Annotated in this window: 29 protein-coding genes; 11 read left to right on the plus strand and 18 right to left on the minus strand. The window is 71.2% G+C overall.

Annotated features, from left to right (window positions below):
• Positions 1 to 40: 40 nt before the first annotated feature.
• The 3 genes from GCN81_RS08405 to GCN81_RS08415 all read right to left on the minus strand — a co-directional run bounded on the left by GCN81_RS08405 (position 41) and on the right by GCN81_RS08415 (position 4,289).
• Positions 41 to 457: a DsrE family protein gene (locus GCN81_RS08405; RefSeq protein WP_156723248.1), complete on the minus strand. Its 417-nt coding sequence runs from the start codon at positions 455 to 457 to the stop codon at positions 41 to 43.
• Positions 458 to 558: 101 nt separating this feature from the next.
• Positions 559 to 3,486 (minus strand): helix-turn-helix transcriptional regulator, encoded by a 2,928-nt coding sequence (locus GCN81_RS32855; protein WP_156723250.1) that lies wholly within the window; start codon positions 3,484 to 3,486, stop codon positions 559 to 561.
• Between the two features lie 50 nt (positions 3,487 to 3,536).
• Positions 3,537 to 4,289 (minus strand): DUF2182 domain-containing protein, encoded by a 753-nt coding sequence (locus tag GCN81_RS08415; RefSeq protein ID WP_156723434.1) that lies wholly within the window; start codon positions 4,287 to 4,289, stop codon positions 3,537 to 3,539.
• 277 nt (positions 4,290 to 4,566) lie between these two features.
• On the opposite strand from GCN81_RS08415, the gene GCN81_RS08420 reads away from it, so the two are divergent.
• Complete coding sequence (locus GCN81_RS08420) at positions 4,567 to 5,229, plus strand: DUF1326 domain-containing protein (protein WP_156723252.1); 663 nt, start codon at positions 4,567 to 4,569, stop codon at positions 5,227 to 5,229.
• A 13-nt stretch (positions 5,230 to 5,242) separates the two neighbouring features.
• Here GCN81_RS08420 and GCN81_RS08425 read toward each other — a convergent pair whose 3' ends face one another.
• From GCN81_RS08425 to GCN81_RS08440, 4 genes are all read right to left on the minus strand, one after another.
• Entirely contained in the window at positions 5,243 to 5,860 is a 618-nt protein-coding gene (locus GCN81_RS08425; RefSeq protein ID WP_156723254.1) for a Maf family protein, read from the minus strand.
• A 69-nt stretch (positions 5,861 to 5,929) separates the two neighbouring features.
• A complete protein-coding gene (gene mmpB / locus GCN81_RS32690) occupies positions 5,930 to 6,064 on the minus strand; it encodes a morphogenic membrane protein MmpB (RefSeq protein ID WP_156723256.1) in 135 nt (44 codons plus the stop codon).
• A 96-nt stretch (positions 6,065 to 6,160) separates the two neighbouring features.
• A complete protein-coding gene (locus GCN81_RS08435) occupies positions 6,161 to 6,370 on the minus strand; it encodes an acyl-CoA carboxylase subunit epsilon (protein WP_156723257.1) in 210 nt (69 codons plus the stop codon).
• 9 nt (positions 6,371 to 6,379) lie between these two features.
• Complete coding sequence (locus tag GCN81_RS08440; RefSeq protein WP_156723259.1) at positions 6,380 to 7,978, minus strand: acyl-CoA carboxylase subunit beta; 1,599 nt, start codon at positions 7,976 to 7,978, stop codon at positions 6,380 to 6,382.
• Positions 7,979 to 8,117: 139 nt separating this feature from the next.
• On the opposite strand from GCN81_RS08440, the gene GCN81_RS08445 reads away from it, so the two are divergent.
• The 5 genes from GCN81_RS08445 (at position 8,118) to hutH (ending at position 14,436) form a co-directional block, all read left to right on the plus strand.
• Positions 8,118 to 9,023, plus strand: coding sequence for a biotin--[acetyl-CoA-carboxylase] ligase (locus GCN81_RS08445; protein ID WP_231626499.1), 906 nt, complete (start codon positions 8,118 to 8,120; stop codon positions 9,021 to 9,023).
• 216 nt (positions 9,024 to 9,239) lie between these two features.
• Positions 9,240 to 10,523, plus strand: a complete 1,284-nt coding sequence (locus GCN81_RS08450) for an adenylate/guanylate cyclase domain-containing protein (protein WP_156723264.1) — start codon at positions 9,240 to 9,242, stop codon at positions 10,521 to 10,523.
• Positions 10,524 to 10,778: 255 nt separating this feature from the next.
• Positions 10,779 to 11,579 carry an enoyl-CoA hydratase/isomerase family protein gene (locus GCN81_RS08455; protein WP_156723266.1) on the plus strand — a complete coding sequence of 267 codons (801 nt, stop codon included), beginning with the start codon at positions 10,779 to 10,781 and terminating at the stop codon, positions 11,577 to 11,579.
• 91 nt (positions 11,580 to 11,670) lie between these two features.
• Positions 11,671 to 12,819, plus strand: a complete 1,149-nt coding sequence (locus GCN81_RS08460) for a GGDEF domain-containing protein (protein ID WP_156723268.1) — start codon at positions 11,671 to 11,673, stop codon at positions 12,817 to 12,819.
• A 78-nt stretch (positions 12,820 to 12,897) separates the two neighbouring features.
• The gene (hutH, locus tag GCN81_RS08465; protein WP_156723436.1) at positions 12,898 to 14,436 is read left to right on the plus strand and encodes a histidine ammonia-lyase; all 1,539 of its coding nucleotides are present in this window, start codon (positions 12,898 to 12,900) and stop codon (positions 14,434 to 14,436) included.
• Between the two features lie 166 nt (positions 14,437 to 14,602).
• Here the strand turns inward: hutH and GCN81_RS08470 are convergent, their stop codons facing one another.
• Positions 14,603 to 14,872 (minus strand): LAETG motif-containing sortase-dependent surface protein, encoded by a 270-nt coding sequence (locus GCN81_RS08470; protein WP_156723270.1) that lies wholly within the window; start codon positions 14,870 to 14,872, stop codon positions 14,603 to 14,605.
• 109 nt (positions 14,873 to 14,981) lie between these two features.
• Between GCN81_RS08470 and GCN81_RS08475 the strand changes: the two genes are divergently transcribed.
• Both GCN81_RS08475 and GCN81_RS08480 read left to right on the plus strand, forming a co-directional pair.
• Positions 14,982 to 15,374, plus strand: a complete 393-nt coding sequence (locus GCN81_RS08475) for a hypothetical protein (RefSeq protein ID WP_156723272.1) — start codon at positions 14,982 to 14,984, stop codon at positions 15,372 to 15,374.
• A 159-nt stretch (positions 15,375 to 15,533) separates the two neighbouring features.
• The gene (locus GCN81_RS08480; RefSeq protein WP_156723273.1) at positions 15,534 to 16,817 is read left to right on the plus strand and encodes a L,D-transpeptidase; all 1,284 of its coding nucleotides are present in this window, start codon (positions 15,534 to 15,536) and stop codon (positions 16,815 to 16,817) included.
• 75 nt (positions 16,818 to 16,892) lie between these two features.
• Here the strand turns inward: GCN81_RS08480 and GCN81_RS08485 are convergent, their stop codons facing one another.
• On the minus strand, positions 16,893 to 17,798 hold the full coding sequence (locus GCN81_RS08485) for a helix-turn-helix transcriptional regulator (RefSeq protein WP_156723275.1): 906 nt from the start codon (positions 17,796 to 17,798) through the stop codon (positions 16,893 to 16,895).
• A 174-nt stretch (positions 17,799 to 17,972) separates the two neighbouring features.
• On the opposite strand from GCN81_RS08485, the gene GCN81_RS08490 reads away from it, so the two are divergent.
• Positions 17,973 to 19,013: an NAD(P)-dependent alcohol dehydrogenase gene (locus GCN81_RS08490; RefSeq protein WP_156723277.1), complete on the plus strand. Its 1,041-nt coding sequence runs from the start codon at positions 17,973 to 17,975 to the stop codon at positions 19,011 to 19,013.
• Positions 19,014 to 19,177: 164 nt separating this feature from the next.
• Positions 19,178 to 19,567 (plus strand): VOC family protein, encoded by a 390-nt coding sequence (locus GCN81_RS08495; RefSeq protein WP_156723279.1) that lies wholly within the window; start codon positions 19,178 to 19,180, stop codon positions 19,565 to 19,567.
• Here GCN81_RS08495 and GCN81_RS08500 read toward each other — a convergent pair.
• The 7 genes from GCN81_RS08500 to GCN81_RS08530 all read right to left on the minus strand — a co-directional run bounded on the left by GCN81_RS08500 (position 19,564) and on the right by GCN81_RS08530 (position 24,287).
• Positions 19,564 to 19,914, minus strand: a complete 351-nt coding sequence (locus GCN81_RS08500) for a hypothetical protein (protein WP_156723281.1) — start codon at positions 19,912 to 19,914, stop codon at positions 19,564 to 19,566. The genes GCN81_RS08495 and GCN81_RS08500 overlap by 4 nt on opposite strands.
• Positions 19,915 to 20,052: 138 nt before the next feature.
• A complete protein-coding gene (locus GCN81_RS08505; RefSeq protein ID WP_231626502.1) occupies positions 20,053 to 20,676 on the minus strand; it encodes a hypothetical protein in 624 nt (207 codons plus the stop codon).
• Between the two features lie 50 nt (positions 20,677 to 20,726).
• Positions 20,727 to 21,374, minus strand: a complete 648-nt coding sequence (locus tag GCN81_RS08510; protein ID WP_156723283.1) for a DUF4360 domain-containing protein — start codon at positions 21,372 to 21,374, stop codon at positions 20,727 to 20,729.
• A 281-nt stretch (positions 21,375 to 21,655) separates the two neighbouring features.
• Positions 21,656 to 21,856 (minus strand): hypothetical protein, encoded by a 201-nt coding sequence (locus GCN81_RS08515; RefSeq protein WP_325065096.1) that lies wholly within the window; start codon positions 21,854 to 21,856, stop codon positions 21,656 to 21,658.
• Positions 21,857 to 21,927: 71 nt separating this feature from the next.
• Entirely contained in the window at positions 21,928 to 22,281 is a 354-nt protein-coding gene (locus GCN81_RS08520; protein ID WP_156723287.1) for a DUF6247 family protein, read from the minus strand.
• A 98-nt stretch (positions 22,282 to 22,379) separates the two neighbouring features.
• A complete protein-coding gene (gene msrA / locus GCN81_RS08525; RefSeq protein WP_156723289.1) occupies positions 22,380 to 23,081 on the minus strand; it encodes a peptide-methionine (S)-S-oxide reductase MsrA in 702 nt (233 codons plus the stop codon).
• A gap of 84 nt (positions 23,082 to 23,165) precedes the next feature.
• Positions 23,166 to 24,287, minus strand: a complete 1,122-nt coding sequence (locus tag GCN81_RS08530) for a hypothetical protein (RefSeq protein ID WP_156723291.1) — start codon at positions 24,285 to 24,287, stop codon at positions 23,166 to 23,168.
• A 74-nt stretch (positions 24,288 to 24,361) separates the two neighbouring features.
• Here GCN81_RS08530 and GCN81_RS08535 point away from each other — a divergent pair, with 74 nt between their 5' ends.
• Positions 24,362 to 25,531: a cystathionine gamma-synthase gene (locus GCN81_RS08535; protein ID WP_156723293.1), complete on the plus strand. Its 1,170-nt coding sequence runs from the start codon at positions 24,362 to 24,364 to the stop codon at positions 25,529 to 25,531.
• Positions 25,532 to 25,580: 49 nt separating this feature from the next.
• Here the strand turns inward: GCN81_RS08535 and GCN81_RS08540 are convergent, their stop codons facing one another.
• Together GCN81_RS08540 and GCN81_RS08545 are read right to left on the minus strand one after the other, a co-directional pair.
• On the minus strand, positions 25,581 to 25,832 hold the full coding sequence (locus GCN81_RS08540) for a hypothetical protein (protein WP_156723295.1): 252 nt from the start codon (positions 25,830 to 25,832) through the stop codon (positions 25,581 to 25,583).
• On the minus strand, positions 25,829 to 26,335 hold the full coding sequence (locus tag GCN81_RS08545) for a sigma factor-like helix-turn-helix DNA-binding protein (protein WP_156723297.1): 507 nt from the start codon (positions 26,333 to 26,335) through the stop codon (positions 25,829 to 25,831). The genes GCN81_RS08540 and GCN81_RS08545 overlap by 4 nt, the downstream gene beginning before the upstream one ends.
• Positions 26,336 to 26,426 lie beyond the last annotated feature (91 nt).

Raw genomic sequence — 26,426 nt, forward strand, 5'->3', positions numbered from 1 at the left:
ACGCCACGGCGCTCCAGGGCCGTACGCGTGGTCGGAAAGTTCAGAAGTACTGGCAGTGGTCTGCCTTGGTCGCCTTCTCCTCAAGGAACCAGGTGGCGTCCACGATGCCTTCGGCCTCCGGGATCAGGTTCGACGCGTCGACGTCGAACGAGCCCGCGGCGATCCGGCAGGCGTAGAGGTTCACGTTGCCGGTGCCCTTGAGGTAGGTGAGGTAGTCGATGATCTCGGTGGGCTCGCCGTCCTTGGTCATCTTGGCCTTCAGCGCGTCGGCGTCCGCGGCGTGCCGTCCCTCCATCTCCAGCGTGGCGGCTCCCTCCTTGGTGAGGGCGCGCACCGCCCAGAGCACGAAGAGCATGTCGACCTGAACGCCCTTCTCCGCGTAGAGCCAGGCGAAGGTCAGTGGGGTGAGCATCTTGTCGTAGGCGTCGTCCCGGACGACGATGGCCAGCTTCTCCATGACCGTTGTCTCCTCTCCCCGCCCCGTACCGGCTAAGCGCTTCCCACGCTAGGGAGCGGGGAGGAGGGGAACATGCGTGGTGCTGCCGTATTCCTGGCGGGCTATGGCCGTACTTCTTCGGCCAGGCCGAGTTCCGTGGCGCGGCGGGCGGCCGCCGTCCGGGAGGGACAGTCGAGCTTCTCGAGCAGATGACGGACATGCATGTCGACCGTACGAGGGCTGATGAACAGCTCCTCGGCGATCGCGCGGTTGGTCAGGCCACTGGCCAGCAGGCGCAGCACCTCTTTCTCCCGGCGGGTGAGCCCGGCGGGCTCAAGCGAGCGGGCGGCGAGGCGGCCGAGCCGCTGGTCGACCCGCTCGCCCATCGCCGCCAGCGCGGTCGCGCAGTCGCGTTCCAGCGGCTTGGCACCTAGCCTGCGGGCGATGCGATAGGCGCTGGTCAGCAGCGAGACCGCGGTCTCCCGATCGCCTGACGCGGCCAAGGCCGTGCCCCGGCGCAGCTGGCTGAGCGCCTTCTCGTACGGCGCCGGAACGCCGCGCAGGAGCTCCACGGCCCGGCCGAACTGCTCCGCCGCCTGCCCCGCGTCGCCGTCCGCCAGGGCCAGCTCTCCGCCCGCGTGGGCCAGGGCCGCGAGGACCTTGGACGAGCTGTTCCGCGTCGCGGCGGCGGCGAGCACCCGGTGGCAGCGCGCCAGGCCGTCGCGGGCACCCCGCTCGGCCAGGAACGTGGCGCTCCAGCGGAGCGCCGGCAGCGCGTAGTGCAGGTCCTCCTTGACGCGGCAGCGTTCCAGCAGGGCCGCCACGGATGCGCGGGCACCCGGCTCGTCTCCGTCGAGGCGGGCGACCAGGGCCAGGCCCCAGACCGCGCCCACCTCCAGGCCGAAGACCTCCTCCGCGTGGCCGAAGAGGGCGGCGCGCCGCAGCGGCCCCCGCGCCCGCCGCCGGTCCCCCCGCAGTGCGCGGATCAGTCCCGACTCCTCCCGCGCCACCATGTGCAGCAACTCGGTGGCCTGCTCGTCGGCGAGGGTCTCGGCGCAGATGGCCAGCGAACGGTCCCAGTCGCCCATGAGCCGCACCACCGGCGATGTGCAGGTGAAGCAGACTCGCGCCAGGTCGGCGGCTTCCTGGTCACGGCACAGCTCGAAGGCCGCCTCGTAGGCGCCTGCCGCCGCCGCGTAGTCGGCCGCGTACTCCAGGGCCTCCGCCAACTCGTAGTACGTCTCGCCTGTCGACGCCCCCGGCTGGCCGGTCAGGGCGAGTGCCAGCCCGGACCGGGCGAGGGCGACGCCCCGCCGCCCGTCTCCCCGCGCCGCGATCAGCGCGCCTTGCAGGGCCAGTGCGTGGGCCCTCAGGTCGGTGCGGCCCGCCGCCTCGGCGTCCACTGCCGCCGCGCTCACCTGGTCGAGGGCCTTGGTGAGGTACCCCGCCGACTTCCACTGCTCGGCCAGGGCGAGACGCTCCACCGCCGCCTCGTCGGGCCGTCCCGCCGCCGTGAACGCCTCGGCCGCGGCCTCCCGCGCGGCGGCCACGCGCGGCCGGTCGCCGGTCAGACCGGCGGCGTTGGCCAGCCTCCGCCGCGCGACCCCCGCGCCGGCGAGCTCGCCCCGCGAGAACCGTATTGCCGCCACGTCGGCCCATCCGGTCACGGCCGCTGCCGGTTCCCCGCAGAGCTCGGCGCACTCCGCCAGGCGCTCCAGCGTGACGACCCGGCGCTCGGAGTCGACGTCTTCGGGCCAGCTCTCCAGGGCCTGCCGGGCGAGCGCCGCGGCGTCCCGGTAGGCGTGCACCGCGCAGAGCCGCTCGGCCGCGGCGAGCAACAGCGGTCTCGCACGCTGGTGTTCGTGTGCGGCGCTCCAGTGCGCGGCGACGGTCTCGGGCGGCGCGCCACGGGCTTCGAGCGTCGTGGCAGCCCGCTGGTGGTGGGCGCGGCGGCGGGCCCAGGGAATGGCCCGGTACAGCGCGTCCCGCACGAGCGCGTGCCGGAACACCGCCGATCCGTGGCCCTCCGCCTCCGCCTCCGGCTCCTGCGCCGCCTCCTCCTCCAGCAGACCGGACTCGAGCAACGCGTCGATGCCCTCCAGCCCCTGCGCACCCTCCGGCTCCACCAGGGCGGCCAGTACGGGGAGATCGACCCGTATGCCGAGGACCGCGGCGAGTTCCACCACCGGCCGGTGTCGCCGTCTCAGCCCTTCGGTACGGACCAGGACGGCGTCCATGACGCTGTCGGGGACGGAGAGCACGGCGTCCGACGCGAGGGTTACGCCTGTGCCCGTGCTGGTTCCCGTTCCGGTTCCGGTGCGGCGTAGGGCGCCGGACTCGGCCAGTGCCGCGGTGAGTTCCTCGATGAAGAAGGGCAGCCCTCCGGCCCGCTCGTGCACCCGCGCGACCAGATCCGGGGAAGGCGTCCCGTCCAGGAGCCCGGCCAGGAGTTCCCCGGTCTCGTCGGCGGTCAGCGGGCGGAGCGCGACTTCCGCGAAGTGTCCCGAGCGGCGTACTTCGCTGCGCAGGTGACGGATGGGGTGGGCGCGCGGCAGCCCGTCGGCGCGGTACGTGGCGAGCAGCAGCACTCGCTCGGCCGCCAGCGCCGCCGCGAGCGTGGGAAGGAGCTCGACGGCCGCGGCGTCGGCCCAGTGCAGGTCCTCAAGGACGATCACGGTCTCCCGGCGCCGCCCGAGGTCTCGGAGGGTCCGCGTGATGTCCGCTACCAGGGCCGCGTGGTCGGCTGCCGTGCTTCGTGGCGTCAGCAGCGCGGTGACGCCCTGCGGCAGCACGTCGTCCCCCAGCTCATCGGCGACGGTGCGCAACACGTCCGACAGGGGCGCGTACGTCCCGGCGCCCGGGGTGGCGGTGCCCCGCAGCAGTCGGCCGTCCCAGTCAGCGAGGACGTCCCGCACGAGTCGGCTCTTGCCGACGCCCGCGTCCCCACGTACCAGGACAAGTCCGCCTGTACCGGCCCGGCACCGCGCGAGGGCCGTTTCCAGGATCGCCCTCTCGGCCGCCCGGCCCACCAGCGGTGACCACGCCACCATGTGGGTGATTTTACCGTTCTGGCCTCTTACATCCCTGCATCGCTGCGTCCCTACATCCCTGTGTGCTGCTCCAGGCCCGGCAGCAGCCAGCTCTGGAACGGGGCCAGCGCGGCCAGGACCAGGAAGATCACACCGACCGCGGTACTGAGCAGCGGTCCCAGCCGCCACAACTTCTCGAGGAAGATGACGCCCGCGAGTGCGGCCATCGCCGCGATGTTCATCATGCCCAGCGGGATGAGGACAATCATGAGCCCCCAGCAGCAGCCGACGCAGTAGAGCCCGTGATGGACTCCGACGCGCAGGTCACGGGCGCCGCCCGACCGGTAGCCGGCGTAGTGCGCGAGCTGGCCCATGGGGCTTCGGCAGTGGCGCAGGCACATGTTCTTGAGCGGACTGAGCTGGTGCAGTCCGGCGAGCAGGAAGGCGCCCGCGCCGATCCAGCGCCCGGCTTCGGGGTGACCGTCGACCAGGTTGCCCGCTACGGCGAGGACCCCGTACACGAAGAGTCCGAATGTCGCCCAAGCGATCAGATAGCCGCCCACGAACTGTGTGGTCCGAGCCGCGCGGACCACACCGGACGACGACTGACGGCCGATGCCCCGGACCCAGGTGACGGCCACTGGCGCCACGGACGGGAACATCATGGCGATCATCATGATCACCCAGAAGAGCAGGAACAACGGCAGGGTGAGACCCATGGTCCCTGGCTCCATGCCCATGTCGTCGTCGGGGCTGGCCTGTCCGACGACGAGGACCCACGCGAGCACGGCCAGCAGCAGCATGAACGACCAGGCGACGGCCATCGCCCGGGCCGGGAGCAGATTGCCCGGCCGCAGGGGCGCGGAGAGGGGCGGTCGGCTGCGGAACACCCCTCCAGGCCACCACAGAAGGCGGCCGGTCGCGCGGGCAGCCGTTTGACCTGGACACCTTGGCCCCTTGCGGCAACACGGGGAGAATGGGACGTGATGACCCGTGTCACCGAGCGGAGCGGACGCGGTGTCCCACGGTGTTGTGTCTCCCGCGAGATCGCCGCCCCCCACCAGATCCACCCGGTGGTGCGGACCGCGAGGAGGCGAGGACATGACTGAGACAGCTGAGACAGCGAAGACCGTTCCGAAGTGGCATGTGACCGGGGACTGGTTCGACACCTGTAAGTGCGACGTGCCGTGCCCGTGCTCGTTCGCGCAGAAGCCCACCTACGGTGACTGCGAGGGAGTGCTGGCCTGGCACATTCGCGAGGGGCGCTACGGCGATGTGTCGCTGGACGGGCTCAACGTGCTGATGGTCGCCTCGTTCGTTGGCAACGTGTGGGCCGAGCACTCCGATTCGTACGGGGCGGTCTTCCTTGACGAGACGGCCGACGCGGCGCAGCGCGAGGCTCTCCAGATGATCTTCGGCGGTGCGGCCGGCAGCTGGCCCGCTGAGTTCAACAAGTTGTTCGACGGCGAGATGCGGGGCATGGACTTCGCCCCCATCGACATTCAGGTCGACGAGGACCTCGGCGGCTGGAGGGCCACCGTTCCGGGCCGGGTCGAGGCCAGCGCGACGGCTCTCACCGGACCGACGACGCCCGAGGGCGCGCGCGTGCAGTCGACCAACCTGCCGGGCTCGGAGACCGGCCCGGGCCAGGTCGCGACCTGGGGCCGCGCGACAGCGGACCGTGCCGACGCCTTCGGCTTCAAGTGGAGCCGGGAAGGCCAGTCCAGCAAGCACATCCCCTTCGACTGGTCGGGTCCGACCTGACGGGTGTGCCCGGCTACTCGGCGGAGGTGGTAGCCCACAGCTCGGTGATCGACACATCCAGCTCGGCGAGCAGGCGGCGCAGCAGCGGCAGGGAGATCCCGATGACGTTGCCGTGGTCGCCCTCGATGGAGTCGATGAACGGTGCCGAGCGCCCGTCCAGGGTGAAGGCCCCGGCGACGTACAGCGGTTCGCCAGACGCCACGTAGGCGGCGACCTCCGCGTCCGACGGCTCACCGAAGTTCACCGTCGTGGACGCGGTGGCGGATACGGACCGTCCGGACGCGGTGTCGATGACGCAGTGCCCGGTCCGCAGCACGCCCGCGCGGCCGCGCATGGACTTCCAGCGGGCGGTGGCCTCTTCGGCGTCGGCGGGCTTGCCCAGCGCCTGGCCGTCCAGTTCCAGCACCGAGTCACAGCCGACGACCAGTGCGTCCGCAGCCTCGTCGCGGGCGGCCACCACGGAGGCCTTCGCCTCGGCCAGTACGCGGGCGAGTTCGCCGGGCGTGGGCGCGGTCAGCGCGTCCTCGTCGACCCCGCTGACGACGACCTCGGGCGCGAGCCCGGCCTGGCGGAGCAGCCCGAGGCGGGCGGGCGACTGGGAGGCGAGGATGAGGCGGCGGGGCTCAGGCATGAGGTCCAGCGTAACCAGCCGCCGGTCCGTGCTCGCTCCGTGCCCGGTCAGTTCCCCGTCAGTGTGCGCTCAGTGTGCGCCGAGTACGAGCATCGCCAGGATCATCGCCAGGGCCAGCACCACGCTGGCGCGGCGCAGCATGGCCTGGGTGTCCCGCAGGTGTTTGGGCGGGCCGTCGTCATCCTTGGGGTCGGACCAGAGCATCCCTCGATGGTGCCGCGCGCGACGGGTGGGGCACCTGAGTACGCGTACTCAAGTGCCCCACCCGGTTGTGCCAGTTCGGGACTATGCGGACCCGGCCTAGCCCGGCCAGTACGTACGGCCCCAGCTGCCCGGACCTGGCGCGGGCAGCCGGTGCCGGGCCACCCGGGCCGGGTCGGACCAGGCGTCGGCGATGCGGGGCGCGCCCGGCTCCGCCGATGCGGCGGCCGCGGCGCGTGCTCTGACCACCGCCAGTGCGGCGGCCAGCTCCTCGGGGGTCGGGTTGCCCCGTACGACCTTGATCGTCACAGCGGCTCCTTACAGGGGGATGTTGCCGTGCTTCTTCGGCGGGAGGGACTCGCGCTTGGTGCGGAGCTGCCGCAGGCCCCGTACCACCTGGCGGCGGGTCTCGGAGGGCATGACCACCGCGTCGATGTAGCCGCGCTCGGCGGCGGTGTAGGGGTTGAGGAGGGTGTCCTCGTACTCCTGGATGAGCTGGGCGCGTACGGCCTCCAGCTCGTTCTCGGGGGCGGCCGCGATGGTGCGGCGGTGCAGGATGTTCACCGCGCCCTGCGCGCCCATCACCGCGATCTGGGCCGTCGGCCAGGCGATGTTGAGGTCGGCGCCCAGGTGCTTGGAGCCCATCACGTCGTACGCGCCACCGAAGGCCTTGCGCGTGATGATCGTGATCAGCGGGACGGTGGCCTCGGCGTAGGCGTAGATCAGCTTGGCGCCGCGGCGGATGATGCCGCCGTACTCCTGGTCGACACCGGGCAGGAAGCCCGGCACGTCGACGAAGGTGATCACCGGCACGTTGAAGGCGTCGCAGGTGCGGACGAAGCGCGCCGCCTTCTCGGAGGCGTCGATGTCCAGGCAGCCCGCGAACTGCATCGGCTGGTTGGCGACGATGCCCACCGGGCGGCCCTCGACCCGGCCGAAGCCGGTGACGATGTTCGGCGCGAACAGGGACTGCGTCTCGAAGAACTCCGCGTCGTCCAGGACGTGCTCGATGACCGTGTGCATGTCGTACGGCTGGTTGGCGCTGTCCGGGATCAGCGTGTCCAGCTCAAGGTCCTCGGCGGAGACTTCGAGGTCGGCCTCCTCGGGGAAGGCGGGCGGCTCGCTGAGGTTGTTCGACGGGAGGTACGACAGGAGGGACTTGACGTACTCGATGGCGTCCTTCTCGTCACCCGCCATGTGGTGCGCCACGCCCGAGGTGGCGTTGTGGGTGCGGGCGCCGCCGAGGTCCTCGAAGCCGACGTCCTCGCCGGTGACCGTCTTGATGACGTCCGGTCCGGTGATGAACATATGCGAGGTCTGGTCGACCATCACCGTGAAGTCGGTGATCGCGGGGGAGTAGACCGCGCCGCCCGCGCACGGCCCGACGACCAGGCTGATCTGCGGAATCACCCCGGACGCATGGGTGTTACGGCGGAAGATCTCGCCGTACATACCGAGCGCGCTGACGCCCTCCTGGATGCGGGCGCCGCCGGAGTCGTTGATGCCGACCACCGGGCAGCCGGTCTTCAGCGCGAAGTCCATCACCTTCATGATCTTCTGGCCGTACACCTCGCCGAGCGCACCGCCGAAGACCGTGAAGTCCTGCGAGAACACGGCCACCGGGCGGCCGTCGACCGTGCCGTAGCCGGTGACGACGCCGTCGCCGTACGGGCGGTTCTGCTCCAGGCCGAAGTCCGTCGAGCGGTGCCGGGCGAACTCGTCCAGCTCGACGAAGGAGCCCTCGTCGAGCAGCAGGCCGATCCGCTCACGCGCCGTCAGTTTGCCCTTGGCGTGCTGCTTTTCCACCGCGCGTGCGGAACCGGCGTGGGTCGCCTCGTCAATGCGGCGTCGCAGATCCGCGATCTTCCCTGCGGTCGTGTGAATGTCAATTGCTGCCATGGCGTCTCGCTCGGCCATCGGGATGCGGCTCCCTGCCTGGTCACGGGTCGATGAGGGGGTGTGAAGGGGGACGGTAAACGCTGAGCTACTGGTGCGTAGCGTAATGGCGCGGACGAGGCTCGGCAGTGCGGCGTTTGCCACACCTAGGCTGTCTTGCATGACGACACCAGAGCCGTACGGCAACCGCTGGTCCGACCTCGACCGGCCCCCGCTGGACGCGGCCGCGCTGCGCCGCGCACTGATCAGGCCCGACGGGTTGTGGACCACGCTCGACGTCCTGCCCACCACGGGCTCCACCAACGCCGACCTGGCCGCGCGCGCGACCACTGGGGCCGAGGGTACGGCTGGAGGCGCCGCTGAGGGTGCCGCCGAAGGCGCTGCTGAAGGCGCCGTGCTGGTCGCTGAGGAGCAGACGGCCGGGCGTGGGCGCCTGGACCGGAGCTGGACGGCGCCCGCGCGCTCCGGGCTGTTCTTCTCCGTACTTCTGAGGCCGACCGGGGTACCCGTCGAGCGGTGGGGGTGGCTGCCGCTGCTCGCCGGGGTGGCCACCGCGACGGGGCTGGCCCGGGTCATCGGCACGGACCTGTCACTGAAGTGGCCCAACGACCTGCTGGCGATGGTCGACGGGCAGGAGCGCAAGGTCGGCGGCATCCTCGCCGAACGCGCGGGCGACGACGCGGTGGTGCTCGGCATCGGGGTCAACGTATCGCTGCGCGACGACGAGTTGCCGGTGCCGGAGGCGGGCTCGCTGGCGCTCGCGGGCGCCAAGGAGACGCACCGGGATCCGCTGCTGCGGGCCATCCTGCGCGAGCTGGAGACCTGGTACGGGACGTGGCGCGACGCGGGCGGCGACCCGGCGGCGTCCCGGCTCCAGGAGACGTACGTCGCGGGCTGCGCGACGCTGGGCCGCCAGGTGCGGGCGGAGCTGCCCGGGGGGCGGACGCTGACGGGTGAGGCGCTGGCCGTGGACGGCGAGGGGCGCCTGATCATCGGCACGGCGGAGGGCGTACGGGAGCCGGTCGGGGCCGGGGATGTGGTGCACCTACGGGGAGCCGGGACCTGAGCTTTCCCCCGCCTTACCACCTGCTTGGCCGCCCGCTTTCCCACCCGCTTCCCGCCCGCTTTCCTGCCTGCTCGGCCGCCCGTGTCCACCAGGCGGCCACCCGGGTGTCCACCTGGTGGACGAGGCCGGAAGCGGCATACGTGAGCCAGGGCACACCTGTCGTATCGTGGGGCCCGGTCGATAGCAGACCGTGGCAGATCGGAAGGGCAATACGCAGTGACCGTCGACGACACGGGCTCCGGCACGGGCACACCCCCTGCCTCCCGGCATGCCGACGCCGCTGCCTCCCACCCCTCCGCCTCCCAGCCCGCCGAGGGCACGCCCCACGACGACTCCCCGCCGCCCGCGCCCGCTTCCGGGGGTGCCCCGTCCGACCCGGGTGGGGGGACCGATCCGGCTCCCAGGGGTGGGGATCTGGCATCCCGGGAGGTTGACGACGCGCCGGGTGAGCGGGCCGACGACCCGCTCGCGCTCCGGCTGGAGCAGCTCATCCTGGGGGCCGAGCGCCGCTACACCGCCTTTCAGGCGGCCCGGACCGCGGGTGTGTCCATGGAGCTGGCGTCGCGGTTCTGGCGGGCCATGGGGTTCCCCGACATCGGCCAGGCCAAGGCGCTGACCGAGGCGGACGTGCTCGCGCTGCGCCGCCTGGCGGGTCTGGTCGAGGCGGGACTGCTGAGTGAGGCGATGGCCGTACAGGTGGCCCGCTCCACCGGCCAGACCACGGCCCGCCTCGCCGACTGGCAGATCGACTCGTTCCTGGAGGGCCTCACCGAGCCCCCCGAGCCCGGCATGACCCGCACCGAGGTCACGTACCCGCTGGTCGAACTCCTGCTGCCCGAGCTGGAGGAGTTCCTGGTCTACGTCTGGCGCCGCCAGCTCGCGGCCGGGACCCTGCGGGTGGTCCAGGTCGCCGACGACGAGGAGATGGTCGACCGCAGGCTCGCGGTCGGCTTCGCCGATCTCGTCGGCTTCACCCGCCTGACACGGCGCATGGAGGAGGAGGAACTCGGCGAGCTGGTCGAGGCCTTCGAGACCACCGCGGCCGATTTGGTCGCCGCGCACGGCGGGCGCCTGATCAAGACCCTTGGCGACGAGGTCCTGTTCGCGGCGGACGACGCGGGAACCGCCGCGGAGATCTCGCTGCGCCTCATCGAGACGATGGCGAGCGACGAGACGATGCCCGAGCTACGGGTCGGGATCGCCTTCGGGACGGTCACCACGCGGATGGGCGACGTCTTCGGTACGACGGTGAACCTGGCGAGTCGGCTCACCTCGATAGCGCCCAAGGACGCGGTCCTGGTCGACAGCGCGCTCGCCGAGGAGCTCTCCCGTACGGGTGACGCGCCGGTCTCCGAGGCGGAGGCGGCGGCACAGGCCGAGAAGGCGGCGGAGGCGGGCGAGGAACCTCCCTCGTACCGCTTCGGCCTCCAGCCGATGTGGCAGCGCCCGGTCCGCGGCCTGGGCGTCATCGAACCGTGGATGCTCTCGCGTCGGGTGTAGCTCACAGATTTCTCCCCCACCCCGCCCCTTCCCGTAACTGGGGCTCCGCCCCAGACCCCGGTCCTCAAGCGCCGGACGGGCTGAGAATGCAGCCCGTCCGGCGCTTGAGGACAAGCCCGGAGGGCAATCCGGGGGTCTGGGGGCTTGCCCCCAGTTACGGGAAGGGGCGGGGTGGGGGACACTTCTCTGGCCTCAGTCCCCACCCCCCTGGCATGATCCGGATAACGGTCGTTAACCAAGAGCGTGGAGGGGCACATGACGGAGCAGCGCTTCGGGGAGTTCATCGCCGTACGGCGGCATGGCGAGGGGCCCGGGCACGTCGCCGAGTTCGTCCTCGACCGGCCGAAGGCCATGAACGCCGTCTCGACGGAGATGGCCCGCTCCATCGGCGCCGCCTGTGACGCGCTGGCCCAGGACCGTGACATCCGCGTCGTAGTCCTGACCTCCAGCAATGACCGTGCCTTCTGCGTCGGCGCCGACCTGAAGGAGCGGAACTCGTTCTCGGACGCGGAGCTGGTGCGCCAGCGCCCGACCGCGCGGGCCGCCTACACCGGCGTACTGGACCTGCCGATGCCCACCATCGCCGCCGTGCACGGCTTCGCACTCGGCGGTGGCTTCGAGCTGGCGCTCGCCTGCGACCTGATCGTGGCGGACGGTACGGCCGTGGTCGGCCTGCCCGAGGTGTCCGTCGGCGTGATCCCCGGCGGCGGCGGTACGCAACTGCTGCCGCGGCGGGTGGGCGCGGCCCGGGCCGCCGAGCTGGTGTTCTCGGCGCGCCGGGTGGCGGCGGACGAGGCGAGGGAGCTGGGCCTGGTGGACCAGATCGCCGACGACGCCCGCACCGGCGCGCTGGAGCTCGCGGCGACGATCGCGAAGAACTCGCCGGTCGGCCTGCGCGCCGCCAAGCGGGCCCTGCGGCTCGGCCAGGGCCTGGATCTGCGGGCCGGGCTTGAGGTCGAGGACGCGGCGTGGCGCTCGGTGGCGTTCTCCGGGGACCGGGCGGAGGGCGTGGCCGCCTTCAACGAGAAGCGCACCCCGAACTGGCCGGGCGAGTAGAAGCACTCCTGTCGCTCCCGGCGCCCCCGCCGCACACCCTGTTCGCCCCATCAATGTCCCAAAGTGGGGGGAATGTCCCTAACCTAAGTGAATGGCTGAGGAAGACCGGCTGCGCGCCGTGGTCACCCTGGCGCAGGCCATGGCCGCGACGCACACCCCGCGTGAGTCCTGGTCGGCCGCCGCGCAGGGTGCTAGACGCGCCCTCGCGGGCAGCTTCGCCGCGCTGTCGGTATGGGAGCGCGAGCGCAGCCGGCTGCGCGTGCTGGTCAACGCGGGGGAGCGCGCGCCAGGGGAGGAGGAGTTCCCCGAGGACGAGGCCTACCCGGTGCACCAGTTCCCGGAGATCACCGAGTTCCTGCACGAGCGGTGGGCGGGCGGCGGCGAACCAGACGCCTGGGTCGAGACGGCCGAGGGCCCGGCCCCCGGCGACGCGGGCGACGGCGGCTACTGCCATCAGCGGGTCGCCGCCCTGCGCCGCCGCGGCCGCGGCAGCTGCGTGGTCGCGCCCATCGTGCTGCATGGCCGCGCCTGGGGAGAGCTGTACGTCGCCCGCCCGGTCGGCGCGCCGGTCTTCGACCGGGCTGACGCGGACTTCGCCACCGTACTGGCCGCCGTCGTCGCCGCCGGGATCGCCCAGACCGAGCGGCTGGAGGAGGCCCGCCGTCTGGCGTTCACGGACGCGCTGACCGGGCTCGCCAACCGCCGCGCGGTCGACGCCCGGCTGGACGAGGCCGTGGAGCTGCACCGCGCCGACGGCACCGTGGTCTCCCTGGTCGTCTGCGACCTGAACGGCCTCAAGCGGGTCAACGACACCCTCGGGCACGCCGTCGGCGACCGCCTGCTCGAACGCTTCGGCTCGGTGCTCTCGCTCTGCGGCGCGATGCTCCCGGGCGCGCTCGCGGCCCGGCTCGGCGGTGACGAGTTCTGCCTGGTGTCGGTGGGCCCGACGGCCGACGACGTCGTACGGGTCGCCGATGAGCTCTGCGTACGCGCCGCCGAACTGGAGCCTGGCGACGGCGTGGCCTGCGGGGTCGCCTCGACCGGTGACCCGATCGGCCAGGTGCGTTCGGCCCGGCGGCTGTTCCGCCTCGCGGACGCGGCCCAGTACCGGGCGAAGGCGGCGCAGGCGGCGAAGCCGGTGGTGGCCGGGCGGGAGGGGCCGGACGATCCGGTCGTACGGCTCGCGGACGCCCCCGTACCGCCGCCGCCATCGCCGGAGCGCCGCCGCTTCCGTAGATGACGCCGGACGCCACGCGTACGGCGGGAAAATCGCCTCGTGACACCTGGCGATTCAATCCGTAGGGTGCTGAATATGGATATGCAAACTGTGGTGCTGGGGACCTTCGGGACGACCGCTGCCGACGTTGTCGCGGTAGCCCGCGACAACGCGCGGATCGAACTCTCCGCCGAGGCCAAGTCCGCCCTCGCGGCGTCCCGCGAGATCGTGGACGCGCTGGCCGCCAAGCCCGACCCCGTCTACGGCGTCTCGACCGGCTTCGGCGCGCTCGCGACCCGGCACATCAGCCCCGACCTCCGCGCCCAGCTGCAGCGCAACATCGTCCGCTCCCACGCGGCCGGAATGGGCCCGCGCGTGGAGCGCGAGGTCGTCCGCGCGCTGATGTTCCTGCGCCTCAAGACGGTCTGCTCGGGCCACACCGGCGTACGCCCCGAGGTCGCCCAGACCATGGCGGACATCCTGAACGCGGGCATCACCCCCGCGGTGCACGAGTACGGCTCGCTCGGCTGCTCGGGCGACCTGGCGCCGCTCAGCCACTGCGCCCTGACACTGCTCGGCGAGGGCGACGCCGAGGGCCCCGACGGCACCCTGCGCCCGGCCGGTGAGCTGCTCGCCGAGCACGGCATCCGGCCCGTGGAACTCCGCGAGAAGGAGGGGCTCGCCCTCCTCAACGGCACCGACGGCATGCTCGGCATGCTGGTGATGGCCCTCGCTGACCTGGAACGGATCTACCGCAGCGCCGACGTCACGGCCGCCCTCTCGCTGGAGGCCCTGCTCGGCACCGACAAGGTCCTCGCCGCCGAACTGCACGCCATCCGCCCGCACCCCGGGCAGGCCGCGGCCGCCGCGAACATGCTCAAGGTACTGGCGGGCTCCGGCCTCACCGGCCACCACCAGGACGACTCGCCGCGCGTCCAGGACGCCTACTCGGTGCGGTGCGCCCCGCAGGTCGCGGGCGCCGGGCGGGACACCCTCGCCCACGCGCGCGTAGTGGCCGACCGCGAACTCGCCGCCGCCGTCGACAACCCCGTCGTGCTGCCCGACGGGCGCGTCGAGTCCAACGGCAACTTCCATGGCGCCCCGGTCGCGTACGTTCTGGACTTCCTGGCGATCGCCGTGGCGGACCTCGGCTCGATCGCCGAACGCCGCACCGACCGCCTCCTCGACAAGAACCGCTCGCACGGGCTGCCGCCGTTCCTCGCCGACGACGCGGGCGTCGACTCCGGCCTGATGATCGCCCAGTACACCCAGGCCGCGCTGGTCAGCGAGCTGAAGCGGCTGGCCGTTCCGGCCTCGGCCGACTCCATCCCGTCGTCGGCGATGCAGGAGGACCACGTCTCGATGGGCTGGTCCGCAGCCCGCAAGCTGCGCACAGCGGTCGACAACCTCACCCGGATCGTCGCGGTCGAGCTGTACGCGGCGACGCGCGGCATCGAGCTGCGGGAGGGTCTCACGCCCGCCCCGGCGTCCCAGGCCGTCATCGCGGCGGCGCGCGCGGCGGGCGTCCAGGGGCCGGGCCCCGACCGCTTCCTGGCGCCCGACCTGGCGGCGGCGGAGGCGTTCGTACGGGGTGGGGGGCTGCTTGAGGCGGCGGAGTCGGTAACGGGCCCGCTGGCCTGAGGCCAGGGACTCTTCCCTTAAAAGATGGCCTCAAGCGCCGACCAGGCTGGGACTTCGCCCGGATGGGCTGAAATCTTCAGCCCGTCCGACGCTTGAGGACGAGCCCGAAGGGCGATCCGGGGTCTGGGGGCTTGCCCCCAGTTGCGGGAAGGGGCGGGGTGGGGGACTAAGCCCCTCCGCCCGCACCGGCCTCGCGGCGTACCGCGTACACGACCAAGCCCACTCCCGCCGCGAGGGACGCCGCCCCGCCGACCACGTACGGCGTGGTGTCCACGGAGCCGGTTTCGGCGAGGCGGGGCCCGGTGGCCGCGGACTTCGCGCCAGGCGCTGTCTGCGGCTCTTCCATCGTCGCGTTGGCGGATGGCACAAACCACAGGGCGCCCAGCACAGCTGCCGCTGCGGCGGACGTGAGCAACGGACGACGTGCTACGGACACGGAATCGATCCCCCTTGCGGAACTGGCGATTTGGCCGTGTGGGGCGATGCTAGTGAAAGGCGCGGGTCGTGGGAAAGTCGCGGCGGCCAAGCGCCGTACGCTCCGTCATATGAGCACTCCTGAGACATCCCGTTATGTCCGACTTCGTGTCGAACTGGTGCTGGAGGTGACGGACTCCGGTGAACTGACCGACGCCGCGCTGGGCCGCATCGCGCAGGACGAGGCGATGCCGGACACCGAACGCGCCCACGCCGACTCCGCCGTCCGTGAAGACTCGGCCGAGGCACTCGCGTATCTGGTGGACCCCTTCGACCTGGTCAGCGAGGTGCCGGGGGTGGACCTCGCGCAGGCCTCGTGGAGCAGTGAGCCGGTCGACTACGATCCGGACGCCCCGGACTGGAACGACGACCTCGACGGCGACCTGGACGACGACGTCGACGGTGACCTCGACGAAGACCACGACGATGACCTCGACGGGGAGCCCGTCGAGAGCAGGGCGTAGGCTCGGCGTCCGCCCCCACGCGGACAGCGTGTCGTACCCCACATCCCAGCCAGAAGTGGAACCGGACGAACCGGTAAGTGAGTTGTAGGTGTTGGCGGGAGGTGTCGGCTCGGGGACCGGCAGCGCCCGCCAACGGGCATTCTTGGGGAATCGGCAACGATGGAGAAGCGTGTGATAACGGACAGCAAGCGGCGCAGAGGCCTCACGGCCGTGTCCGCACTGCTCGGTGGCGTGTTGGTGCTCTCTGCTTGCAGCGGCGACACCGGCGACGGCGACGACAAGGGCTCCGATGCTGCGAAGAAGCCGCAGGCGCAGTCACAGTCCCAGGCCGACGAGGCGGCCGCCAAGGACTCCTCCGATGCCCGAATAAAGATCACGCCCAAGAACGGCGTCCAGGGCGCCAGCATCAACAACGACACCAAGGTCGCGGTGTCCGACGGCACCCTCACCAGCGTCTCCATGAAGACCTCCGAGGGCACCGAAGTCCCCGGCACGCTCTCCGCCGACAAGAAGACCTGGCAGCCCGACGGCCAGCTCGAGCGGGCCACCTCGTACCAGATCACGGCCGAGGCGGAGGACTCCCAGGGGCGTAAGTCCCACGAGAACACCTCCTTCACCACCGTCTCGCCGGACAACAGCTTCATCGGGAACTTCACCCCCGAGGACGGCTCCACGGTCGGGTCGGGCATGCCGGTGTCGATCAACTTCGACAAGCCGATCAGCGACAGGAAGGCCGTGCAGTCCGGGATCACGGTGTCCTCCAGCAGCGGCCAGGAGGTCGTCGGCCACTGGTTCAACGACAAGCGCCTGGACTTCCGCCCTGAGGAGTACTGGGCGGCCAACTCCACCGTGACCCTGAAACTGAAGCTGGATGGCGTCGAGGGCGCCGACGGCGTGTTCGGCGTCCAGCAGAAGACGGTCAGCTTCAAGATCGGCCGCAGCCAGGTCTCCACGGTCGACGCCAAGACCAAGCAGATGACGGTCGTCCGGGACGGCAAGACGCTGAAGACCATCCCGATCTCGGCGGGCGCCCCGGAGAACAAGACCTACGAGGGTCAGATGGTGATCTCCGAGATGTTCGAGGAGACCCGGATGAACGGCGCGACGGTCGGCTTCACCGACGACGACGGTGAGGGCGAGTACGACATCAAGGACGTGCCGCACGCGATGCGCCTGTCCACGTCGGGAACCTTCATCCATGGCAACTACTGGGGCGCGAAGTCCATCTTCGGTTCCGTCAACACCAGCCACGGCTGCATCGGCCTGTCGGACAAGCAGGGCGCCGACGACCCGGACACGCCGGGTGCGTGGTTCTACGAGAACTCGATGGTCGGCGACGTAGTCATCGTCAAGAACACCGGCGACGAGACCATCGCGCCGTACAACGGCCTCAACGGCTGGAACATGAGCTGGTCCAAGTGGAAGGCGGGCTCCGCCGTCTGAGCCGCCGGGCACTCGGCGAAACGGCCCGCTGGAGCGTCTGCTCCAGCGGGCCGTTCGTCGCGGCAGACCCACGCGCTACGAGTTGAGCCTGGTCCCCTGAACCTGCGCCTGGGCCTGTGCCTGGGCCGCGTCCGTGCCCCAGCTCGCCAGCAGGCGCAGCGACTCCTGGGCCGCGGAGTCGGGTTCCGCGTGGAAGGCGATCAGCGAGTGTTCGTGGCAGTCGGGCAGCTTCAGCGTCTCGTACGCGAGGGTCAGCTCTCCCACCAGCGGATGCCGCAGCCGCTTCGTCCCGTGGCCCTTCTCCTGCACGGTGTGCGCCGCCCACAGCCGCCGGAAGTCCTCGCTCTTCACCGACAGTTCACCGACGAGCGCCGCGAGCCGCGGTTCGTCCGGGTAGCAGCCCGCCTCCAGCCGCAGCACGCTTACCACCTCGATCGCCTTGCACTCCCAGTCCAGGTAGAAGTCGCGCGCGGCGGGGTCGAGGAACGTGTGCCGCGCCACGTTCCGCTCCTCGGGCGGCACGGCCGCGAAGTCGCCGAACAGCGCGGACGCCATGCGGTTCCACGCGATGACGTCGAGCCGCCGCCCGATCACGTACGCCGGAACCCCCTCCATCGCGTCGATCAGCTGCCGCACCTGCACCCGCACCTGCTGGGACCTGCCCGCGTGGCGCTGCTTCTTCTTCTGGGTCTGCCTCGGCTTCGCCAACCGCGTCAGATGTTCGTGCTCGGCGTCTGTCAGGCGCAGCGCGCGGGCGATCGAGTCCAGCACCTCGGCGGACACGTTGTGGCCGTTGCCCTGTTCCAGCCGGGTGTAGTACGCCACCGACACCCCGGCCAGCTGCGCCAGCTCCTCGCGGCGTAGCCCTGGCACGCGGCGGCGGCGCCCGTAATCGGGCAGCCCCACGTCCTCGGGCTTCAGCCGCGCCCTGCGGGTGCGCAGGAACTCGACTAGCTGGGCCTGCGCCGACTGACCGTCCATGGACCCAGTATCCCGCCTCGCCGATGGACGTACGCGGGTGAGCCTGACCCCGCCAGTAGTACGCACGCCAGACGTAGGCACAGCAGAGGGCTGGGTGACCGGGCCGCCGGGCGGCAGGCTGGGGCACGCCGAACTGAGGCGATCAACTGAGGCGATCAAAGGAGAACTATCCCCATGAGCACCGTCGCCGCCTACGCCGCTCCCGCCGCCAAGGCTCCGCTGGAGCGCACCACCGTCGAGCGTCGTCCGGTCGGCGAGTTCGACGTCCTGATCGACATCAAGTACGCCGGAATCTGCCACTCCGACATCCATCAGGCCCGCGACGGCTGGGGCGAGGGCATCTACCCGATGGTGCCTGGCCACGAGATCGCCGGTCTGGTCAGCGAGGTCGGCCCCGGGGTCACCCGGTTCGCCGTGGGTGACCGGGTGGGCGTCGGCTGCTTTGTCGACTCCTGCCGTACGTGTGAGTACTGCGAGCAGGGCCTGGAGCAGTTCTGCGTCAAGGGCATGACCGGCACCTACAACGCCCTCGACAAGAACGGCGAGCCGACCTACGGCGGGTACTCCACGCACATCGTGGTCGACGAGAACTACACCGTCCGCATTCCGGACGCCCTCGCGCTGGACGTCGCGGCGCCGCTGCTGTGCGCCGGGATCACCCTCTACTCGCCGCTGCGGCACTGGAACGCGGGCCCCGGCAAGAAGGTCGCGATCCTTGGCCTGGGCGGCCTCGGCCACATGGGCGTCAAGATCGCGGACGCCCTGGGCGCCGAGGTGACCGTACTGAGCCAGTCGCTGCGCAAGAAGGACGACGGGCTGCGGCTGGGGGCCGACCACTACTACGCGACCAGCGACCCGGCGACGTTCGAGCGGCTCGCCTCGTCCTTCGACCTGATCGTCTCGACGGTTTCCGCGCCGCTGGACATGGACGCGTTTCTGTCGCTCCTCAAGACGGACGGCGTCTTCGTGAACGTGGGCGCGCCCGAGGAGCCGAACTCGCTCAACATGGGCTCGCTGATCGGCGGCCGTAAGACGCTCGCCGGGTCGATGATCGGCGGCATCGCGGAGACTCAGGAGATGCTCGACTTCTGCGCGGCGCACGGGCTTGGCTCGGAGATCGAGCTGATCAGCGCGGACCAGGTGAACGAGGCGTACGAGCGGGTCGTGGCGAGCGATGTCCGCTACCGCTTCGTGATCGACGCGGCCACGATCTAGGACTGGTCCTAGGCCCGTCCTAGGCCGTCCTAGGCCGGAAGGGCGATGGTGTGGAGGGGCGCCGCGGCATAGCGTCGTAAGGGACCGGACCGGACCGGACCGTACTGGACTGGAACAGACCGGACCAGACCAGTCCAGACCTGATACGCCGAGGGGGCAGCACCATGTCCATCGATCTCAACCACACCATCGTCTACGCCCACGACAAGCAGGCGTCCGCCGAGTTCCTGGCCGGTGTGCTGGGTCTCGAAGTCGGCAAACCCTACGGGCCGTTCGTCCCGGTCGAGGCCGAGAACGGCGTCACCCTCGACTACGCCGACAGCGGTCCGGGACCGATCGCCGCGCAGCACTACGCCTTCCTGATCTCGGAGGAGGAGTTCGACGCCGCCTTCGCCCGTATCCAGGCGGCGGATATCCCGTACTACGCCGATCCGTGGTTCCGGCGTGCCGGTGAGATCAACACGCATGACGGCGGCCGGGGAACGTACTTCAAGGACCCGAACGGCCACGCCATGGAGATCTTCACGCGACCGTACGGCAGCGGCGGCTCCTAGCCGAAGCCCCGCAGGTAAAGCTCGCGCAGGGCGCGCCGACCGGCGGGATCGGACAGTCGCTCCGCCGCCCATCGCAGGAAGTCGCGCTCCAGGGCGTCGATCCAGTCGTCAGCGGGATCGAACGGCCCCAGCGCGGCCGCGGAGCCGACGACGGCGAGCTCCCGGCCGCGCGGCCCGTCCACCGTGAACAGCCCGGTCCCGTCGGGCCCTTCGGACCACCGGACGCGCACGTCCTCCACGTCCATGGCGTCGCAGTCCCAGCGCAGCGCCCCGTACTGGAACCACAGCCGCCCGGCGTCGGCGTAGAGGGCGGCCAGGGGCCGCTGCCGATCGCCAGGGAGTGACACGAACCCGTGGCACGGTCGTCGCCGCCCGGGCTCGGTGGCGGGCGGCGAGACACGCCCCGACGACGGCTCCAAGTCCCACACGACGTCATACCGCTCATAGTCCCGAACCCACACCACGCCACTCAACCACTCATCGGCTCAACTGCTGTGCGGTTCGAGGCCGAGTTCGCGGTCGACGGCTGGATTGCTGCGGCCCGCGGCCTCGATGACCGCCGCCCAGCTCCCGTACTTGGCGAACAACTGGTCGGCCGTCGGGCCCAGGGGGTTGCCGTACTTCTCGATGTTGCGCTGTTCCAGCGCCTCGATCGCCTCCGGGGACATCCCGGCGCGGGTGATGTCCTTCGCTTCGTTGCGCATCCGGACCACCACCCGGGCGATCTCCTCGTCGGACTGGCACCGCGCGCGCATCTCGGCTTCCACCTCCTTCATCTGGTCGAGGAGCCCGTGGTACCGAATCCGCACCTCGCGCGCCTTCTCGCGCTCCTCGGGAGTCATCTCCCGGATCAGGCAGACGGCGGGGTCGGGGCTGGTACAGGGCGCGGCAGCCGCCACCGCGCGCGGCCCGTACGTGGCGGTGGTGGCGGCGGTGGCCGGTGAGGCGAGAGCGCCGCCCAGGGCGGCGAGGAGGACGAGGAGGGCGGCGAGTACGGCGAGTAGCGGCGGCTCAGCCGTACGCCGAGCCGCCGCTCCCTCTACGGTTACCGCTACCCGCGTACGTTCTGTGACTGAGGCTGTGACTGAGGTCGAGATTGAGGCTGACATGCGGGCATTGTTCGCCGTACCCAGTCACGGACGGTGAAGACGCGCGCGACTTAGCCCTTCTTGCACTCCTTCCAGGCGAGCCGGTAGATGGTGTTGATGTCACCGTCTGTGGAGTCCATGGTCATGAAGCTGGTCTTCGTGTGGTCCGACGTACCGGGATCGACGCGCAGCTCCGTGTTGATGTTGAAGTTCCGCTTCACGCCGCAGGGCGCCCAGACCAGTTGCCCCCAGTCGGTCTCGTCGGTGGCCTGCCAGCTGTCGTTGAACGGCCCCGCGAACGGGTGGGTTCGGGTCGCCGTGTCCGGGGACCCCTGGAAGTAGTACGAGGCCTTCTGCTGGCTCTTGGCGCCGGGCTGAAGTGACGCGAACCCGCGGTAGTCGGCGCTGGCGACGGCGTAGGTGAAGCCGTGCGGGACGTGCACGATCAGGTTGAGCTGGCAGTTCTTCCGGAAGTCGACCGGGTCGGAGTTGCCGCCGACCCGGGCGAGGTAGTCGCTGTACGTCACGGTGAACGCGGTGTTGTCCGGCGAGACGGCGATCGCGGCCGTTCCCTCGCGGCATCCCGACCCGTTCACGGTCGCGATCTCGATCACGATCTTGTCGGGGGGCGGGTCGGTGATCACCGGGGTGCCTTGCGGCGCGAGCATCGTGGCGAACAGCCCGATGGCCGCACCGCTCGTGAGAATTCCGCCGTACATGGGGTCTCCCATCGCTTGCGTTGAGGTGGGGGGTGTTACCTGTGCCTCGTGCAACTGCGACGGCATGCGCATGCCAACACACAACGGATCGAGCAGAATGCTACGGACCGCCCCGCCCCTCGCCTAGGGCGATGTCCGGCCACCACGACGTGACGCACGACTTTCGGACAGTGGTTCGCTATTCGCCTATTCGCCTATTCGCCTAGGAGACGCCACAGGACGGTGCCGACCAGGAGCGGCTTCGAGCGGGAGGCGCCGCCGACAGCGAACTGAGGCTACGGCTACAGCGCGTCGAAAGGGGGCACGATGCGGACAACGATGATCAGTGGGTCACGTGGTGCCACCAGAAAGTAGAACCAGCCGCCAGCGGCATCCATGCGGCGCAGACCGCCCGGTCGGGGGCCATTGCCGAGGTCGCTGATGTCGATGTCCATACCGGCAAGGGCTACGAGCTGGTCGGCCAGACGTTCCACTTCCGTCACGACGCGAGGGGGGATACCACCCGCCACATGATCCCGGTCGGGGTCGTACTCCCAACGCCAGCCGTCCGTGCTCACCGGCTCGGGAGGCCGACGGCCGCGTGCGCTTCGTCCAGGATCTGACCGATCGCAGAGGCGGCCCGCCGTGCCTCGGCAGCGTCACCCGCCTCGGCGGTGTCTTCCCAGCGGCGGAGGTCTGCTGCCAGGTCTGGCTGTCGCTGGATGTGCACGTAGACGGCCCACTGGGCGATAAACCGCTGGAGCGGTGCCAGATCGGAGCCCTGCCGTGACTGGTCGGCCGCCTGGTCCAACTCCCGGGTGAAGGCCGGTAGCGCGGCAGGCGCGATCTGACGGATGGCCTGCCGCAGCGCGGCAACCGTGGCAGGAGGCTGGGGGATGAGCGACTGCCCGGCGGCGGAGGTGGTCATGGTTACTCCCATGGGCGTGATTCTGGTCCCATGCGTCAGCGTATCGACCAGGAGTACTCTCCCTCCGCTCAAACGAGTGAGGAAGGGCGCTCGCGGCTTCATCCCTCCGGCGCGGGTGCGACGCCAGTCGGGCAGGAGGCACCCCAGTTCGTCTCGAACGGGGTGGTCAGCTTGACGCCCGTGCCGCCGATGCCGCAGTAGCCGCCCGGGTTTTTGTCCAGGTACTGCTGGTGGTAGGCCTCGGCCGGGTAGAAGGGGCGGCCCTCCGCGGGGAGGATCTCCGTGGTGATCGTGCCGTGGCCGGAGGCGGTCAGGACCTGCTGGTAGGCGTCGCGGGAGGCGGCTGCCGCCGTGGCCTGTTCGGGGGTGTGGGTGTAGATCGCTGAGCGGTACTGGGTGCCTACGTCGTTGCCCTGGCGGAAGCCCTGGGTGGGGTTGTGGGACTCCCAGAAGAGCTTCAGGAGGCTGGTGTAGGAGACCGTGGCCGGGTCGAAGACGACGCGGACGGCTTCCGTGTGGCCGGTCATGCCCGAGCAGGCCTCGTCGTACGTCGGGTTCGGGGTGTGGCCGCCCTGGTAGCCGACCAGCGTCGTCCAGACGCCCTCGGTCTGCCAGAACTTGCGCTCGGCGCCCCAGAAGCAGCCCAGCGCGAAGTCGGCCACCTCCAGCTGCGGCGGGTAGGGGCCCACGAGGGGGTTGCCCAGGACCGTGTGGCGGTCCGGGACGGAGAACGCGGGCTCGGCGCGCCCGCTCAGGGCCTCCTCCGGGGTGGGGAGGACGGGGGTGCGGCCGAACAGCATGGGGTCTCCTCATGGGGGCGGGTGAGCACGGGTATGCGTACAACGCCGACGAGGGGGCGGAGATTCCGCGCCCCTCGGGGCCGCTCAGTGCGGCAGCGTGGCCGGGCTGCCGCCGTTCGCCTCGTAGCCCGCTACCGCCAGCGCGCGGTGGACCGTGTACATGGCGGCCGGGTCCGAAGAGAGGGTCCACGGGACCGCGCCCACATGGCCGTCCACCGCCACCAGCTGCTCCATGGCCTCGCCCCAGCGCTCGGAGCTGACCAGGAAGAAGACCAGCAGGTGGCGTACGTGAGCCAGCATCGGGTCGTCCGGGCGGGCGGAGTGGACGGCGAACTGCGCGCCCTGCACCGCGTCCCGCACCACCGCGCTCTCCCAGAAGCCGCGCACCAGGTTCACCTCGGGGAGGTGGTCGTACACCGCGAAGAGGGGGAGGGCGGCGAGGAGTGAGCCTTGCGGGGCGCGGGCCGCCGCGGCCTCGGCGAACTCGTAGGCCTGGGCGCGCGAGCCGTGCCACTTCTCGCTCACATACGGCAGCGCGGCCAGATGCGCGCCCATGTGCTGCGGCGCGCGGTCCAGAATTCTCAGCCAGAGCTGGTCGAAGTCCGCGCGCGAGTAGGCCAGTCCCCGGGCGATCGCCAGCTCGGTGATGTACGGGATGGGATCGTCCGGAGCCAGCCGCGCCGCCTCGGCGCAGGCCGCGCGGGCCTCCTCCAGGATGATCCGGTACGCGTCGGTGCCGGGCGTCGTCGTGCGGAACGCCTGCTGTACCAGGAACTCCGCGTGCACCGCCGCGCCGCCCGCGTCATCCGGGGCCTCGGACCGCCACTTCCGCAGCCACTGGCCGCCCGCCTTCTCCAGACCGCCACCCGGCCGCTCGGCCAGCTCAAGCGACGCGGCACCGGCGAAGGCCTGGACGCGCTGCCAGCGCGGTTCGCCCTCCCGCGCCGTACCGGCCAGCAACTGCGACGCGGCCCGCCAGTCCTGGGTGCGCTGCACCACGTCCAGTACGTCCAGCAGATCCTGGTCCGGGCCCGGCATCCGGATGTCCAGCTCCTCCTGGCGTACGAAGCCGTAGTCGGACGGATCGGCGGCATCCGGCGCGCCGGGAGCGGCCAGCTTGATGCCGCCCGCCCCGCGCCTGCGCAGAATCATCGTCAGGACGGCCGCCAGCATCATCGCGGCCATCAGGGCCCAGAGAATCTCCATACCCCCAAGCGAACCAGACGCCTACGACAATCGGCGAACCCGAGTGGGTCCGAGCACGACTACGCTCGGGGCGTATGAGCGACAGGCACACCACTGAAAGCCACAGCGGGCAGAGTTTCGAGACGCTCGCCATCCACTCGGGCAACACCGCGGACCCCCTGACGGGCGCCGTCGTACCGCCCATCTACCAGGTCTCGACCTACAAGCAGGACGGCGTGGGCGGGCTGCGCGGCGGATACGAGTACAGCCGCAGCGCCAACCCGACCAGGACCGCCCTGGAGGAGAACCTCGCCGCCCTGGAGGGCGGCCGACGCGGCCTCGCCTTCGCGTCCGGGCTCGCCGCCGAGGACTGCCTGCTGCGTACGCTGCTGACCCCCGGCGACCACGTCGTGATCCCGAACGACGCCTACGGCGGCACCTTCCGGCTCTTCGCCAAGGTCGTCTCGCGCTGGGGCATCGACTTCTCGGTCGCCGACACCAGCGACCCGGCCTCGGTACGGGCCGCGCTGACCGACCGTACGAAGCTGATCTGGGTCGAGACCCCGTCCAACCCGCTGCTCGGCATCACGGACATCGCCGCGCTGGCGGCCGTCGCCCGCACGGCGGGGGTCCGCCTGGTCGTGGACAACACCTTCGCCAGCCCGTACCTGCAGCAGCCGCTCGCGCTCGGCGCGGACATCGTCGTGCACTCCACGACCAAGTACATGGGCGGCCACTCGGACGTCGTCGGCGGCGCGCTCGTTGTCAGCGACGCGGAGTTGGGCGAGGAGCTGGCCTACCACCAGAACGCGATGGGCGCGGTGGCCGGGCCCTTCGACGCGTGGCTGGTGCTGCGCGGCATCAAGACCCTCGCGGTCCGCATGGACCGGCACAGCGAGAACGCGGCGCGGATCGTCGACATGCTGAGCAGCCACGCGCGCGTGACGCGCATTCACTACCCCGGGCTGCCGGAGCACCCGGGGCACGAGACCGCGGCCAAGCAGATGAAAGCCTTCGGCGGGATGGTGTCCTTCCAGGTCGCCGGCGGCGAGGAGGCGGCGGTCGCGGTCTGCGACCGCGCGAAGCTCTTCACGCTGGGTGAGTCGCTGGGCGGCGTCGAGTCCCTGATCGAACACCCGGGGCGGATGACGCACGCCTCGGTGGCGGGTTCGGCGCTGGAGGTGCCGGCCGACCTGATCCGCCTGTCGGTGGGCATCGAGTCCGCCGACGACCTGCTGGCTGACCTGCGGCAGGCGCTCGGCTGACGCGCAACCCGGCTGACACCCGACTCGGCTGACGCGTACGCGTGAGCGCTCACCAGCCCGTCAGGGGTGGGGTCGTCTCCGAGGGCGGCACCACCCAGGGTTGTTCGAGCGACGCCCAGATCACGAGGGCCAGCAGCGCCAGGGTGAACAGCACCCAGGCCAGCCGCCGTGTCCAGCGTCTGCGCCGCAGCAGGCGCCCGCCGCGCCGTACCGCGTCCGCGTACATCCGGGGCGGTACGGCGGGCGGCGGGCCGTCCAGGATGCGCCGGATCTGGACCTCCTTGCGGTCCGGCGGGCTCATGACGCCATCCGCACCGCGGCCCCGGGCCCGGGCGGGCCCGAGCGCCGCCCGCTGAGCAGGGCCGACATCCCTCGCAGGGTGAGCGCGCGGACCCGCTCTCTGGGCAGCCCGAGCTGGGCGGCGGTCTGCTCCTCGGCGACGCCCTCGTAGAACCGCAGCACCAGGACCAGCCGCTCCTGCGGACTCAGCCGCGCCAGCACCCCCGTACCGCCGCCACGGCGCCGCAGCGACGCGGCGAGCTCCGCGTGCCAGCCGCCCCGGGCGAAGCGGGTGGCCAGCTCCTGGCGGGCGTGTTCGTACGGGTCGTCGCCGCGCAGCCGGTCCCAGCAGGCGTACGTGTGGGCCAGCGCGGCGGTCAGCAGGCGCCGCGCGCGGGGGCTGTCGTCCGGTGGCTCGGCCGTCAGCAGGGTCGCGGCATGCAGCAGCCGCCCTGCCGCGCCCGCGACGAATGCCTCGAACTCCCGGGCACGGCGGGCGTCCTGAGTCGCCTGCCGCTGTCGCACCGAGCCTCCAACGGGCCCGCGACAACCGCGTACCGGGGCCCAACCTCATCATCAGGCCAGACAGCGGCCCCAGGTCAAGAGGCAGGCACCA

This window comes from Streptomyces apocyni (assembly GCF_009739465.1).
In the GTDB taxonomy this organism is placed as follows: domain Bacteria; phylum Actinomycetota; class Actinomycetes; order Streptomycetales; family Streptomycetaceae; genus Streptomyces; species Streptomyces apocyni.

Excerpts from the sequence above, each read along its gene's own strand:
- GCN81_RS08405 (WP_156723248.1), bottom strand. The coding sequence starts at position 457 with ATGGAGAAGCTGGCCATCGTCGTCCGGGACGACGCCTACGACAAGATG.
- GCN81_RS32855 (WP_156723250.1), bottom strand. The coding sequence starts at position 3,486 with ATGGTGGCGTGGTCACCGCTGGTGGGCCGGGCGGCCGAGAGGGCGATC.
- GCN81_RS08415 (WP_156723434.1), bottom strand. The coding sequence starts at position 4,289 with ATGGCCGTCGCCTGGTCGTTCATGCTGCTGCTGGCCGTGCTCGCGTGG.
- GCN81_RS08420 (WP_156723252.1), top strand. The coding sequence starts at position 4,567 with ATGACTGAGACAGCTGAGACAGCGAAGACCGTTCCGAAGTGGCATGTG.
- GCN81_RS08425 (WP_156723254.1), bottom strand. The coding sequence starts at position 5,860 with ATGCCTGAGCCCCGCCGCCTCATCCTCGCCTCCCAGTCGCCCGCCCGC.
- mmpB (WP_156723256.1), bottom strand. The coding sequence starts at position 6,064 with ATGCTCTGGTCCGACCCCAAGGATGACGACGGCCCGCCCAAACACCTG.
- GCN81_RS08440 (WP_156723259.1), bottom strand. The coding sequence starts at position 7,978 with ATGGCCGAGCGAGACGCCATGGCAGCAATTGACATTCACACGACCGCA.
- GCN81_RS08445 (WP_231626499.1), top strand. The coding sequence starts at position 8,118 with ATGACGACACCAGAGCCGTACGGCAACCGCTGGTCCGACCTCGACCGG.
- GCN81_RS08455 (WP_156723266.1), top strand. The coding sequence starts at position 10,779 with ATGACGGAGCAGCGCTTCGGGGAGTTCATCGCCGTACGGCGGCATGGC.
- GCN81_RS08460 (WP_156723268.1), top strand. The coding sequence starts at position 11,671 with ATGGCTGAGGAAGACCGGCTGCGCGCCGTGGTCACCCTGGCGCAGGCC.
- hutH (WP_156723436.1), top strand. The coding sequence starts at position 12,898 with ATGCAAACTGTGGTGCTGGGGACCTTCGGGACGACCGCTGCCGACGTT.
- GCN81_RS08475 (WP_156723272.1), top strand. The coding sequence starts at position 14,982 with ATGAGCACTCCTGAGACATCCCGTTATGTCCGACTTCGTGTCGAACTG.
- GCN81_RS08480 (WP_156723273.1), top strand. The coding sequence starts at position 15,534 with ATGGAGAAGCGTGTGATAACGGACAGCAAGCGGCGCAGAGGCCTCACG.
- GCN81_RS08485 (WP_156723275.1), bottom strand. The coding sequence starts at position 17,798 with ATGGACGGTCAGTCGGCGCAGGCCCAGCTAGTCGAGTTCCTGCGCACC.
- GCN81_RS08490 (WP_156723277.1), top strand. The coding sequence starts at position 17,973 with ATGAGCACCGTCGCCGCCTACGCCGCTCCCGCCGCCAAGGCTCCGCTG.
- GCN81_RS08495 (WP_156723279.1), top strand. The coding sequence starts at position 19,178 with ATGTCCATCGATCTCAACCACACCATCGTCTACGCCCACGACAAGCAG.
- GCN81_RS08505 (WP_231626502.1), bottom strand. The coding sequence starts at position 20,676 with ATGTCAGCCTCAATCTCGACCTCAGTCACAGCCTCAGTCACAGAACGT.
- GCN81_RS08510 (WP_156723283.1), bottom strand. The coding sequence starts at position 21,374 with ATGTACGGCGGAATTCTCACGAGCGGTGCGGCCATCGGGCTGTTCGCC.
- GCN81_RS08520 (WP_156723287.1), bottom strand. The coding sequence starts at position 22,281 with ATGACCACCTCCGCCGCCGGGCAGTCGCTCATCCCCCAGCCTCCTGCC.
- msrA (WP_156723289.1), bottom strand. The coding sequence starts at position 23,081 with ATGCTGTTCGGCCGCACCCCCGTCCTCCCCACCCCGGAGGAGGCCCTG.
- GCN81_RS08530 (WP_156723291.1), bottom strand. The coding sequence starts at position 24,287 with ATGGAGATTCTCTGGGCCCTGATGGCCGCGATGATGCTGGCGGCCGTC.
- GCN81_RS08535 (WP_156723293.1), top strand. The coding sequence starts at position 24,362 with ATGAGCGACAGGCACACCACTGAAAGCCACAGCGGGCAGAGTTTCGAG.
- GCN81_RS08540 (WP_156723295.1), bottom strand. The coding sequence starts at position 25,832 with ATGAGCCCGCCGGACCGCAAGGAGGTCCAGATCCGGCGCATCCTGGAC.